The organism is Paenibacillus sp. O199 (genome assembly GCF_001636635.1).
Taxonomy (GTDB): Bacteria; Bacillota; Bacilli; order Paenibacillales; family Paenibacillaceae; genus Paenibacillus; species Paenibacillus marchantiae.
Window position 1 is genome coordinate 223,962 of record NZ_LGRP01000006.1, and the last position, 12,732, is coordinate 236,693.

The 12,732-nt window shown below is 45.1% G+C and carries 13 protein-coding genes and 1 other RNA gene; 7 read left to right on the forward strand and 7 right to left on the reverse strand.

The features are described 5' to 3' along the window. The first annotated feature begins 291 nt into the window (after positions 1–291). Positions 292–720, forward strand: coding sequence for a MerR family transcriptional regulator (locus A6049_RS11635; RefSeq protein ID WP_063564944.1), 429 nt, complete (start codon positions 292–294; stop codon positions 718–720). 29 nt (positions 721–749) lie between these two features. Further along, the gene (locus tag A6049_RS11640) at positions 750–1,430 is read left to right on the forward strand and encodes a zinc metallopeptidase (protein WP_063564795.1); all 681 of its coding nucleotides are present in this window, start codon (positions 750–752) and stop codon (positions 1,428–1,430) included. Positions 1,431–1,466: 36 nt separating this feature from the next. Here the strand turns inward: A6049_RS11640 and gltC are convergent, their stop codons facing one another. Both gltC and A6049_RS11650 read right to left on the reverse strand, forming a co-directional pair. Continuing rightward, positions 1,467–2,378, reverse strand: coding sequence for a glutamate biosynthesis transcriptional regulator GltC (gltC, locus tag A6049_RS11645; RefSeq protein ID WP_024629242.1), 912 nt, complete (start codon positions 2,376–2,378; stop codon positions 1,467–1,469). Positions 2,379–2,448: 70 nt separating this feature from the next. Then, positions 2,449–3,075: a rhomboid family intramembrane serine protease gene (locus tag A6049_RS11650; protein WP_063564796.1), complete on the reverse strand. Its 627-nt coding sequence runs from the start codon at positions 3,073–3,075 to the stop codon at positions 2,449–2,451. 148 nt (positions 3,076–3,223) lie between these two features. On the opposite strand from A6049_RS11650, the gene tpx reads away from it, so the two are divergent. Further along, entirely contained in the window at positions 3,224–3,742 is a 519-nt protein-coding gene (gene tpx, locus A6049_RS11655) for a thiol peroxidase (protein WP_063564797.1), read from the forward strand. Positions 3,743–3,815: 73 nt separating this feature from the next. On the opposite strand, the gene A6049_RS11660 is transcribed toward tpx, so the two are convergent. The 4 genes from A6049_RS11660 to cshA form a co-directional block, all read right to left on the reverse strand. Next, a complete protein-coding gene (locus tag A6049_RS11660; RefSeq protein ID WP_024629239.1) occupies positions 3,816–4,208 on the reverse strand; it encodes a DUF1499 domain-containing protein in 393 nt (130 codons plus the stop codon). A 186-nt stretch (positions 4,209–4,394) separates the two neighbouring features. After that, positions 4,395–4,586: non-coding RNA, 6S RNA (ssrS, locus tag A6049_RS11665), on the reverse strand. A gap of 51 nt (positions 4,587–4,637) precedes the next feature. Continuing rightward, the gene (locus tag A6049_RS11670) at positions 4,638–5,474 is read right to left on the reverse strand and encodes a YesL family protein (protein WP_063564798.1); all 837 of its coding nucleotides are present in this window, start codon (positions 5,472–5,474) and stop codon (positions 4,638–4,640) included. 183 nt (positions 5,475–5,657) lie between these two features. Further along, the gene (cshA, locus tag A6049_RS11675) at positions 5,658–7,250 is read right to left on the reverse strand and encodes a degradosome RNA helicase CshA (protein ID WP_063564799.1); all 1,593 of its coding nucleotides are present in this window, start codon (positions 7,248–7,250) and stop codon (positions 5,658–5,660) included. Positions 7,251–7,564: 314 nt separating this feature from the next. On the opposite strand from cshA, the gene A6049_RS11680 reads away from it, so the two are divergent. The 4 genes from A6049_RS11680 (at position 7,565) to A6049_RS11695 (ending at position 11,652) form a co-directional block, all read left to right on the forward strand. After that, on the forward strand, positions 7,565–8,377 hold the full coding sequence (locus A6049_RS11680) for a YitT family protein (RefSeq protein ID WP_371121400.1): 813 nt from the start codon (positions 7,565–7,567) through the stop codon (positions 8,375–8,377). A gap of 175 nt (positions 8,378–8,552) precedes the next feature. Beyond that, a complete protein-coding gene (locus tag A6049_RS11685; RefSeq protein ID WP_170867818.1) occupies positions 8,553–8,741 on the forward strand; it encodes a hypothetical protein in 189 nt (62 codons plus the stop codon). Positions 8,742–8,903: 162 nt separating this feature from the next. Next, complete coding sequence (locus tag A6049_RS11690; protein ID WP_063564801.1) at positions 8,904–10,085, forward strand: putative glycoside hydrolase; 1,182 nt, start codon at positions 8,904–8,906, stop codon at positions 10,083–10,085. Between the two features lie 205 nt (positions 10,086–10,290). Next, positions 10,291–11,652 carry an MATE family efflux transporter gene (locus A6049_RS11695; protein WP_063564945.1) on the forward strand — a complete coding sequence of 454 codons (1,362 nt, stop codon included), beginning with the start codon at positions 10,291–10,293 and terminating at the stop codon, positions 11,650–11,652. A gap of 81 nt (positions 11,653–11,733) precedes the next feature. On the opposite strand, the gene pfkA is transcribed toward A6049_RS11695, so the two are convergent. Then, positions 11,734–12,705: a 6-phosphofructokinase gene (pfkA, locus tag A6049_RS11700; protein WP_053783630.1), complete on the reverse strand. Its 972-nt coding sequence runs from the start codon at positions 12,703–12,705 to the stop codon at positions 11,734–11,736. Positions 12,706–12,732 lie beyond the last annotated feature (27 nt).

Consider the following 12,732-nt stretch of genomic DNA (forward strand, 5'->3'; position numbering starts at 1 on the left):
GCAGAAGACAGGAAAGTTGACAAGAGTATTTTCAGCAAAATTGAAAAATATTTCTGGGAATAAAGTCATACGTCTTTTTCTTGCACTTAAGTACATAATCATGTCCCATGAGTACATAGATATAGAAACGCAGCTTGACAGCCGCCAAAGCGTAACGTTTGACTGTATGGTTAAAGATCATGTATCATAACTAATAGTAAGAAAAAAATTGGGCGGGTTATGCAAAGCCGCAACTGGAATCTACAATTCCCTACATTTGAACTTGCAAGCGAGGTGAATATCATTGGGGATATGAAATTGTTTCGGATTGGCGAACTTGCCAAAACTGCAGGTGTGAGCGAACGGACGATTGATTATTACACAAAGCTCGGTCTCATCGCTCCTGAAGAGCGCACAGAAAAAAACTATCGTCTTTATAGTAATGAAACTTTAACCAGGCTCGAACGTATTGTACACATGAAACAAGAGAAATATAGTCTCGACGAGATTAAGCAATCTCTTGAGAAGTGGAGTCTGGTGAGCACGGAAGAACAGGTTGCCAGCAAACTGACAACATTGGAGCTCCACGTGCAACAGCTGGAGCGAGAGGTGAATGAGCTTAAACCGCTGCTAGGCGAGATGAAACCTGTACAAGCACGCAAGATGATGGCCGGACTGCTCACCAAAAGTGCTGGTACGATGGAAGCTTTGAAAATCTTGCTTGAGAACACCATGATGTAGCTTATTATTTAGAAAGCGGAGGAATGAATATGAGTTTTAATAACGGTATGTTCGTTTTGATCATTATCGCCTTTTTGCTCTCCTTATGGGCGCAATTTCGCGTTAAGAGTACATTCAATCGTTGGTCTAATGTTAAAAACCTGAATGGAATGACCGGTTACGATGCTGCCCGTCACATGCTTGATTCCAATGGCCTACACGACGTTCCTATTGAACCCGTGCGTGGAGCACTCTCCGATCACTACGATCCAATCAATCGTGTCGTGAGGTTGTCTGAGCCTGTATATTATGAAAATTCAATCTCGGCTGTCTCCGTTGCGTGTCACGAAGTTGGCCATGCGATCCAGCACAAGGAAAGTTATCCAATGTTGGCACTACGTCACCGGATTTTCCCGATCGTCAACTTTGCATCCGGACTTGCGCCCTTCTTGCTCATTGCCGGATTCATCTTTAATGCAATGAACCTTGTCGGTATTGGTATTATTTTCTTCTCCGTAACCGTTGCGTTCCAACTCATTACGTTGCCGGTTGAGTTTAATGCTAGTAATCGCGCAAGAGAGATTATGGTATCGGAAGGTTATATCCGGAACGAAGAAGAAAGAGGCGTCGCCAAAGTATTAAATGCCGCAGCATTAACTTACGTCGCTGCAGCGTTAATCTCATTGCTGGAACTGGTTCGTTACATCGGAATTTTCAATAGCCGCGACTAATTTAATACAAAAACAAAAAAAAACAATACCCCACCGTTAATCGGATGGGGTATTGTTTTGCTGTAAACCGAAATAATTAAGCAAGAATGAACGAAATGACTGCGCAACAAGCGGAAGCTTGTCATCCGCTCGATGGATTAACCCAATCGTACGCGTGACTTTGGGATGAGAAATGGCTACATGGGCCGGTTGCAGCGGATTCGTCTGGAAAAGCGCCATTTCTGGCAGTAAACTCACTCCCATACCAGCGGCAACCAGCCCACGAATGGTATCCGTCTCTTCACCCTCAAAAGCAATCTTGGGCGTAAACCCTGCTTCAAGACATGCGTGCCAAACAATCGGACGCAGAGAATACCCTTTACTGAATAATACAAACTTATCATCTTTAAGTTGCTCTAACGCAATGCTCTCTTCACCAGCCAATGGATGATTGGGCGGAAGGATTGCATGCAGTTCTTCCGTAAGCACAATGTCACCATCTACCTGGTCGTGCTTTTCCGGAAATGGAGATATAAATGCCAAGTCCACTTCAGCCGATAACACATCACGAATGAGCGTTGGGAACATGCCTTGCTTGAATCTGAATTTGACGTTAGGATAACGCTGACGGAACGCTGCTACAACCGAAGGAATCAAGTGAATACCGAGACTATGAGGAAAACCGATACGAATTTCACCATGCTCCGGGTCGAGAAACTCATGAACCTCCCCGACCGCTTTGTCCAGATCTTTCAATATACCTTCAACCCGTTTGCAAAAGAGCTGCCCAACGGCGGTCAACTGCAGATTTCGCCCTTTTTGCATAAAGAGGTCTACTCCCAGTTCCTCCTCCAGCTGATGAATCTGACGACTCACCGCAGACTGCGCTACGTGCAATTCCTCCGCCGCCTGCGTAACATGCTCCTTCTGTGCCACTTTCAAAAAGTAATGCAACTGTCTTAATTCCACTGCCACTGATCTCTCCAATCTGCTATACCCTACTTATCCTTGATTGCATTCCGTCTTCAGATCAATCCGACTACTGCTTAAAGCTGCGGGGTTTCCACAAGCGGATGAGAAGTCCATAAATGAAGAATCCACCTAACAACCCACCCAAATGCGCCATCCAGTTAATGCCTGTCATGGCAAAGGAAAAAATAATTCCGAATACAAGCAGTGTATACAACGTTTTACGTGAGGTCTCGTCCATCATTGTCCGCTGGAACAAAGCTACATACAGAAACGCACCATAGATTGCATAGATTGCTCCTGAAGCACCCACCGAGATTGTCGTCGCTCCAACCGAGTTATACCACGCAACAGCCAGAATGTTGCCTAGAATGCCTCCACCCAAGTACAACACACCATATCTTACCGACCCAAGCAGCCGTTCCATTGGTGGTGCAAATACGATGAGAGCAAAGCTGTTAAACAACAAATGACTGAAACCAGCATGCAAGAACATGGACGTAATGTAACGCCACCAATCTGCTGCAAATAACTCGTGGTTAACAAGCGCTCCAAACTTAAGCAGCGTCATACTGTTTGTGGAACCACCGTTCAAACTCAATACAATAAACATAACAACATTGGCAATTAAAAGAATCGACGTCAAAGGAAAAAATTTCAAATAACTTTTCCAGTTCTCATACCTTATAAATATCATAAGTTTCTGCTTTCACTCCACCCTGTTCAGATCGGCCTGTAAGTCTGACCCATTCTAATGATCCTTCGTCCGAATTGGACAATGCCTTTCATAAAAGATTATAATGGATTTTGGCACGGATCACCAACTTATAAGGAGGAACATTATTATGGCACAAGAACGTACAGGCGCAGCCACCTTTAAAGGCAACCCTATTACATTGATCGGACCCGAATTGAAAGTGGGCGATCAAGCACCCGATTTTACACTGAGTAAAAACCTGGTTGAAGATGCATCCTTGAAAGACTTCGCAGGTAAAATCAAATTAATCAGCGTTGTTCCTTCACTGGATACTGGCGTATGCGATGCCCAAACCCGTCGCTTCAACGTTGAAGCAGGAGATCTTGGAGACAATGTTGTCGTATTGACAGTAAGCGTTGACCTCCCATTTGCACAAGCACGCTGGTGTGGAGCAGCCGGAGTTGATCGCGTCGTAACACTGTCTGATTACAAAACACGTTCATTCGGTGAAGACTATGGTGTTCTGATCAAAGAATTCCAATTGGACATGCGCTCCATCTTCGTGCTGGATGCTGAAGACCGAATTACATATGTGGAATATCTGCCTGAAATGACAGACTCCCCTAACTTCGAGCAAGCGATTTCCGCTGTAAAAGCCTTGCTGTAAAAGGTAGTTCACGTTCAGAACAAAAGCGAGGAAGGTTAACCTTCTCTCGCTTTTTGTTATTCACCCATCTATTTCAATCATTTGACTTATACTTACTTAGCTTCTTATCCAATACGGAGAACAAGTTCATGATCGTGCGATAATTAGAACCCAGATCTCCAAGTGAACCACGTGAAGCCGAATACATATCGACCGCACTGCGTACAGGACTTACCGATATAATGGAAACCGTAATATCCATCGTCCGTCCAAAGGTAGTCCGCTTCTCCAGTATGACCTCTCCTACAGAAGGCACTTCATGCAGCACTTTATAACCCGGAATTTTTTTGAGTGTCGAAGAAACCTCTTCCCAGGCTCTGTCTTTGGATAAGTTATAATACCGTGTTTTTAATTTGGGATCCTTGGCTCGATCGCTGGTTCCCTCCATGCTGCGGATGATACCGACGAGCGTTCTCTTTAAGGTCAAGACCCTTCCTCCTTTGAATGTAACCGTTCCATTTATGTATACTAGTGTAACATTGTTCATGTAGTAACAAAAGGGCAAGCGACACTTTTAACAAAATACAGCCTATTCAACAAAATAAGCTCAAATAAAAAGCACCCTGAAATTCCTCGATTAAAGGAAAGAGTCAGGGTGCTGTACATGATAAAATAGGAACCCGCCTATGCCGTCCGGCTACATTGTCTTATGAACCTGCTTGGCAGGTGGGTGGCCGCAAAAATGTTTTTTGAAGTCCCCATGTCATATAGACAGGGCGTTTCAGCAACATTCTGTATTGATCTCCCGAAGACATCATCATTGGTTCAAAACAACGAATAACCGAAACGTACATCGCAGGATGTACAATTATTATATCCCTAACTGTGTAAAAAGTAAATGGTGACAGCTCATGTTTTATTTTTGGAGATTATCGTGTTTTTCGTCAGATGATTTAAGCTCAGATGGTTCAGCCGTCTCTATCGTCTCAACTGACTCTCCTGCCTGTTCAGCGGCTTGTGCAGCTTCCTCTTCTTCTTTCTTCAGCTGCATCTTCTCCATCTGCTCCTGCATCTTATTAAACGTTGCGTAGAAGTTGAAGAAAGCAAACCAGGCAACAATACTAATAATGAAGAAGATGAACAAGACCGGATAACGAAAACCGATATAGAACAACAATCCACTTCCCAACAACGTGGAAAATACACGGAATGGTCTAATCAGCGTCAATAGAACCGCATTTTTGATAATCAATCCGATGGACATGTGGTAATGTACAACCATCGAGAAGAAGTTAAAGAGAGAAACAAACAGCAGCAGCAACAGTACGAGCATAATAATTCCAACCAGCTGCATATTCTTGAATTGTGTCATGTATACTGTGTAATCCAGATACATGATGGCAAACAGCAACGTATAGAAGATGCCTCCGATTAAACTCTGCTTGTAGTTCTCTTTGTAACCTACAAAGAAAGTACGGAAGATCGGCACGTCCGTATCACCCATATTCCATTTACGAACAACCGTAAACAGCGCCGACGTTGCCGGGAATAGTGTAAGCGGTGCCACAATGGCTATAGCCCAGTTCATTTGTAGTGATTCGTTAGCCAGGTTCTGCTGCATCACGAGCAGTTTCATAAACAAGAAAAACAAGAACGGAGACGAACAAATAGCCCACAACAGATTGGTTGCGGCCAGTCTCGTAATCCACTCTGTAAGTCGGTAGATCCCACCCATAGCTCCTTTAAATTCCAAACAATTCTCCTCCTCCGCAGCCTTGCGTCTAGCCTTAATTCTAATAATATTAATATACCTTATTATAGATAGGAAAAGCCAGCCCTTCCCGAAAAGAGATCGACGGCTCACTGGTTTGGCATAATCTGCACATAAAAAAATGGAGCAGTCGCCCTGCCCCATTTTCCAGTTCACACTTGTATATTATTCGAAAGAAGAATCTTTGGCAGGACGACGTCCTTCGTTGTTGCTTGGACGCGGTTTGCGGTCACGGTTGTAACCACCTTCTCTGCTTCCACTTCCACTTCCTGTTCCACTGCTGTTACGATCGCGGTTGTATCCACCACGTCCGCCGCCACTGCTGTTGCGATCACGGTTGTAACTACCGCCACCACCACTGCTGCTGCGGTTGCCGCTGTAACCAGATGGTTTGCGTCCGCCAGAGCGAACATCCGGTTTACGACGTTTTGCACGGATCGGATCTTCAGGAGTCAGATCAACTTGAGCATCTTTTTTGTCACCTGTCAGGAGCTTCAGAGCAGCTGACAACAGTTGAACAGAATCATATTGCTCAAGCATTTGAATCGCGATACCTTTGTATTCGTTCAGTTCGCCAGATTGTACGATTTCGAGCAAACGCTCAGCTGTCAAACGTTGTTTTCCTTCTACAGCCTCAGCCATTGTTGGCAGTGGTTTGCGCGGAATACGGTGACGTGTTACACGCTCGATAAAGTGCAGGTGGTCGATCTCACGCGGAGTAACGAAAGACCATGCAGCACCCTCTTTACCCGCACGACCTGTACGGCCGATACGGTGAACATAGCTCTCCGGATCTTGCGGAAGGTCAAAGTTCACAACGTGAGTTACGCCGGATACATCGAGACCACGTGCAGCCACGTCTGTTGCAACGAGAACGTCAATGCTGCCGTCACGGAACTTACGCATTACCGCATCACGTTGATTCTGGGACAAGTCACCATGAAGACCGTCTGCAGAATATCCACGTTTTTGCAAAGCTTCAGCCAATTCGTCAACACGACGTTTTGTACGTCCGAATACGATCGCCAGCTCAGGAGATTCCATATCCAACAAACGGCTAAGTGCTTCGAATTTTTGACGCTCAGGTACTTCGATATAAGATTGGTCAATCAATGGTGCACTAACATGTTTCGGGATCACAGAAATGTGCTCAGGATTGTTCAAGAATTGTTGTGCCAATTTTTGAATGTTAGGAGGCATTGTTGCTGAGAACAGCATTGTTTGGCGCTCGTCTGGAACTTGTTTCAGGATGGATTGAATATCCTCCATGAAACCCATGTCGAGCATTTCATCTGCTTCATCCAATACAACAGTTTGTACATCATCAAGTTTGATTGTTTTGCGGTTGATGTGGTCAAGGAGACGTCCAGGTGTACCAATAATAATCTGTGGTTTTCTTTTCAATGCACGAATCTGACGAACGATATCTTGTCCGCCGTAGATTGGCAGGGAGCGCAGACCTTTGAAGCGAGTGAGTTTTTCGATTTCTTCAGCAACTTGGATTGCAAGTTCACGTGTAGGTGCCATAATGAGGGCGCGGATTTTCTCGTCACTTTTAGTGATTTTGCTGATCAACGGAATACCGAATGCAGCTGTTTTACCCGTACCTGTTTGTGCTTGACCAATCAAATCTCTGCCTTCGAGTGCCAAAGGAATCGCTTTGGATTGGATCGGTGTTGCTTCTTCAAACCCGAGCTCAGTGATGGCTTGCAGCACCAGTGGTTCAAGATTGAAATCTGTGAAATTTAAATTTGTCAAAATTATTCATGCTCCTTTTATATGGTGGACATGGTGGACAATCCACTTTGTTGTCTGTATTCTTAAGTAGCGTTAATATTTATAGGGTATCCCATCAAGCCAAATTATTTTCACGAACGAATATAATTCCATGAATGGGTCCCAAACATAAGACTAAAACTACATACATGTGTTTGAAACATTTCAAAATTTTATTGCTCCATTTAGGAAAAGTTTCCTACTCAAGAATATCCACAAATTATTATATCACAAAACAATTCAAGATTACCAGCAATCTGGCTTTAAATATAAATGAGGTGATTAAATTGCCCAAAATGATTTGGCACTTTTTAGTGATCGTATTGGGTGCTGCAGCTATTGCCTGCGGCTTCAACTGGTTTTTGGTTCCCCATCAGCTTCTTAGCGGCGGGGTATCCGGTATTTCCATGCTTCTCGGCTATTTTACGAATTTGAATCTTAGTATAATGTATTTTGTTCTGAACATCCCTCTGCTCATTGCAGGTTGGTTTATTCTTGGACGACGCTTCATTACATTAAGTATTGTTTCGGTAGCAGCCACTTCATGGTTCATCGCGCTTCTGCCTGTTTTTGCTGTGGCAACAGACCCCCTTCTGAGCTGTGTATTTGGCGGCGTGTTAGTGGGACTAGGTACCGGAGTTTCTTTCCGAGTCGGCGGCTCGACGGGCGGGCTGGACATTGTTGGTTCCATTTTCACCCGTAATCGTGATTTCCCGATTGGTACGGTAATGGCTGGCATGAACGGAGCCATTATTATGCTGGCAGGATATCTGAATGATGACTGGAACATCGCGCTTGCCTCCATGGTATCGATTTATATCACAGGTAAAGTGCTGGATCTGATTCATATCAGCCATGTCAAAGTCACATTGTACATTATTACCAATGAAACCGAAGCGATGTTGAAAAAATTGCTTGTTCGCCCTCGTGGGGTCACCAAAATCAAAACCCAGGGAGCATATACAGACATCGAAAAGGACATGTTAATGACAGTGACTACTCGCTACGAACTCGTTGAAATCAAACGAATTATCAAGGAAACGGATCCGAACGCCTTTGTTAATATTGTGGAAACGGTTGGAGTTATGGGCTCTTTCCGCCGAAGTTGAGACAGATGTACGGTTAACAATTCTAAACATTGTGGTATAATAACGGTGTACGGCTCCTAAATATGTTGTATAGCAGAATGTGCCCTTCAATTTCACAGAACCATGTGCTTTTCCGAATCGCGCCGAATGACTTACCATTTTGGAATTCGAGTAGGGAAGGGTGATTATTGTGGATATGGAAACGGTAAAACTGTTTGAAATCGTCAACAAATGGTGCCCGGAAATGCTCCCTTTCTTAAAACCGAATGAGCTCGACTCACTGATTGTTCTCCGGGATGGGCTGGGCATCCTGGAACAGGGAGACGCAATGGAAATCATTCAGTACAGTATTTGTGAGCATCAAAATGAGATCTATATTCAATAATTTTTTTAGATTGATCACGCCGCTTCTTGTGGGGGGTTACCCCTCAACAGGAAGCGGTTTTCATTTTCCCCATGTGTTTCATCACTTGAATAATATGGTTAAAAGCCCAGAGGCTTTATTGTATAATTCAAACATGGAATGCACATAGGGGAGTGGAAATGAATGAACATGTTTTGGGCTTTACTGGCTATGGCCTGGGGAACCTTCAGTGGTACACCAGCTACAGCTGATCAAGGGAATCAACCCTTTCAATCATTAACAAACAGTTTCAACACCGCCATCATTCAATCTCAAAAAGATCAAGTCGTTATTGATGCGGATAACCCACCTGCAAAATTTGACCCACAACCCGATGCACCCGTTGTCAAAGGCATCTATGTGACGGCTTACAGCGCCGGTGGTTCACGGATGACATCATTACTCGATCTGATGGATAACACAGAGCTCAATTCCATGGTCATTGATATCAAGGACGATCTCGGATACATAACTTACCCTACGGAGAACAAGACGTTACAGGAAATGGGCAAATCTCAGCCTTTTATCCGCGATATTGATGCCTTGATGAAACGTCTGCAAAAACATGATGTTTACCCGATCGCACGAGTGGTAGTTTTCAAGGATACGATTCTCGCCAAGAAAAATCCGGAGCTCTCTTTCCGCAATAAGGACGGTTCTGTATGGACCAATGGTAAAGGCGACAGCTTCGTGAATCCCTACAGCAAGGAAGTATGGGATTACAATATAGAGATTGCCAAGGAAGCTGCTAAATTGGGATTTAAGGAAATCCAGTTCGACTATGTTCGTTTTCCGGAAGGTTTTGAAACGCGTGCAGACGCATTGAAATACACCAAGTCTGAAAAGTCCCGGGTCGACATTGTAGCCGAATTCGTGCAGTATGCACGCAAGGAGCTCGCACCGCTGGGTGTTCGAGTCTCGGTTGATATATTCGGTTACGCCGCCTCTGTTCCAGCAGCCGAGGGTATTGGACAGGATTTTGTGAAGATATCTGAAAACGTGGATGTCATCTCGCCGATGGTTTACCCGAGTCATTACTCCACCGGCTGGTACGGTGTGAAGGACCCTGACAAAGATCCCTATACAACCATCAAAGGCTCTATGAAAGATACACATAAGAAACTGGATCCAACCAAGGAACTGAAACCCGTTATCCGCCCATGGATTCAGGACTTTACAGCAAGCTGGTTAGGCAGTGGACATTACATCAAATACGGCAAAAAACAGGTAGAGGACCAAATTCGTGCGATGAAAGACATGGATGTGGATGAGTACCTGCTCTGGAATGCCTCCAATCGATATACACCAGATGTAAACTATAAATAATGCACTCTTATTTTTGTTTACTTTACTCCAATAACCTCGTTCCGTATTCTCGGAGCGAGGTTTTTTTACTATGCTCTCAATCTTACCTTCCGTATAACCACGTTCCCCTCCCTATTCAAATCGGGCAAAATCTACTACAATAAATAGCTGTCCGTACATGACAGTTTAGTGATAACTCTTAAGAAGTGAGGCACTGCCAGTGAACATGACCACCACCAGCTTTTCTCAAAAAGTAAAGCAATTCCTGATTATATTCCTACCCATCTTCACCACACAAATCGCCCTCTCTGCCATGTCGTTTTTCGATACCAATATGTCAGGCAAGTTCTCCCCTGCTGATCTCGCGGGTGTCGCCATTGGCACAAGTCTGTGGTTGCCGGTGCAGACAGGACTAAGTGGAATTCTGATTGGCATTACACCTGTCGTCTCCCACCTGCTCGGTTCGAAGCGTAATGACAAGATTGGTCATAGCGTCATTCAAGCCTTATATCTCGGTGTGGCGGTCGGAATCGTCGTTCTTGCAGCAGGCACATTGCTGCTCAGTCCGATTCTAAACGGAATGCCTTTGGAGCCCCGAGTTGCCCAAGTCGCCTTCTATTTCCTGTGTGCTTTGGCTTTTGGGGTTATCCCCCTTTTCGGCTACACTGTGCTGCGGAGTTTTATGGATGCACTGGGACAGACACGGATCACCATGATGATTACGCTGGTTTCGCTGCCAGTAAACATCTTCCTGAACTATTTACTTATCTTCGGACGTTGGGGCTTCCCACAACTGGGAGGTGTTGGAGCAGGTGTGGCTACAGCAAGTACATATTGGCTCATTTTTCTCCTCAGCCTCTTTTTCGTACACCGGATTGAGCCCTTTGCCCAATATGGTATCTTTCGGAAAATGCCCAAAATTTCATTGACCAAATGGAAAGAGCTGCTCAAGATCGGCGTTCCCATCGGTTTCGCTACTTTTTTTGAAACTTCCATCTTTGCAGCAGTCACATTATTAATGAGCCGGTTCGACACCATTACGATTGCTGCCCACCAGGCAGCCCTGAATTTCGCTTCTACGCTGTATATGCTGCCTGTGAGTATATGTATGGCCCTTACAATTCTTGTGGGCTATGAGGCGGGTGCAGGGCGTGTGAGAGACGCAAAGCAATATAGTCTCCTGGGTATCGGAGGTGCCATTGGGCTCTCTCTGTTAACAGCTGTGGTATTACTGGTATTCGGGGAACAAATTGCAGGCGTGTACTCGAATGATCACGAGGTTATTGCTTTGACACAGCATTTCCTAATTTACGCCATCTTCTTTCAAATCTCTGATGCCATTGCCACCCCAACGCAGGGAGCACTTCGGGGCTACAAGGACGTGAATCCTGCATTGATCATAACGTTTGTCGCGTACTGGATCATCGGTCTACCTGTCGGCTACATCACGGCTACGTATACTTCACTCGGTGCCTTTGGATACTGGGTTGGACTCATTGCCGGCCTCGCCGTTGGAGCAACGGCGCTTCTCTGGAGATTGTTCCTTGTGCAGAAGCAAGCCTCGGTTCGTATGGCTGAAAATAAATAATGGAAATAAAACAAAAAGAGCACAGCCCGCTGTAAATCGGGACTGTGCTCTTTTTGTTTTGAACTTTTGATGATAACTGGATTATTGGGACAAACGCTGTGCAAGCTCGTAAGTCACCATATCGAAGTCTTTTTTCGTATTAACAACTTTATCAATATCGGTCAGGGTCAGTTCTCCCTTGATAATACCGCAACCTTTGTCTGTCTCACCTGCAATCAGACTGCGAACAGCGAAATCTCCCAGACGACTGGCAAGGTTACGGTCAAACGGAGTTGGCGTACCTCCACGCTGAATGTGACCCAAAACAGTTACACGTGGCTCATATGTTGGGCAGCGTTCCATCAGTTCTTTTGCTACATCCTCACCTTTGCCCACGCCTTCAGCAACGATGATGATACTGTGGCGTTTGCCATGTGCAAAGTTGGCTTTCATGCGATCTGCCACTTCGTCCATGTCAAACGGAACTTCCGGTACAAGAATGGTTTCTGCACCCGATGCGAGTCCTGCATGTAAAGCGATATCGCCACAGTGACGACCCATTACTTCAACGATGGAAGAACGTTCGTGTGAAGACATGGTATCGCGCAATTTGTTAACTGCATCTACTACTACGCTTACTGCTGTATCAAATCCGATCGTGTAATCGGTGAAAGAAACGTCATTATCAATCGTTCCCGGAAGACCCATCGTGTTGATGCCCAGCTTGCTCAGTTTGTTGGCGCCGTTGTATGAACCGTCCCCACCAATAACAACCAGCCCGTCAATGCCGCGTGCACGCAGAATGTCTGCACCTTTTTGCTGACCTTCAGCGGTATAGAATTCCTTGCAGCGTGCCGATTGCAGAACCGTTCCCCCACGCTGGATGATATCCCCTACACTCCGCAAGTCCATTGGGAAAATATCGTTATTCAAAAGACCCTGGTATCCACGTTGAACCCCGTACACTTCGAGACCGTGAAACAGTCCGCTGCGAACAACCGCACGAACAGCCGCGTTCATCCCTTGTGAATCACCACCGCTCGTTAAAACTGCGATTTTCTTTACTGCTGTCATGATGTTTCTTCCTCCTCTAGTTTCACT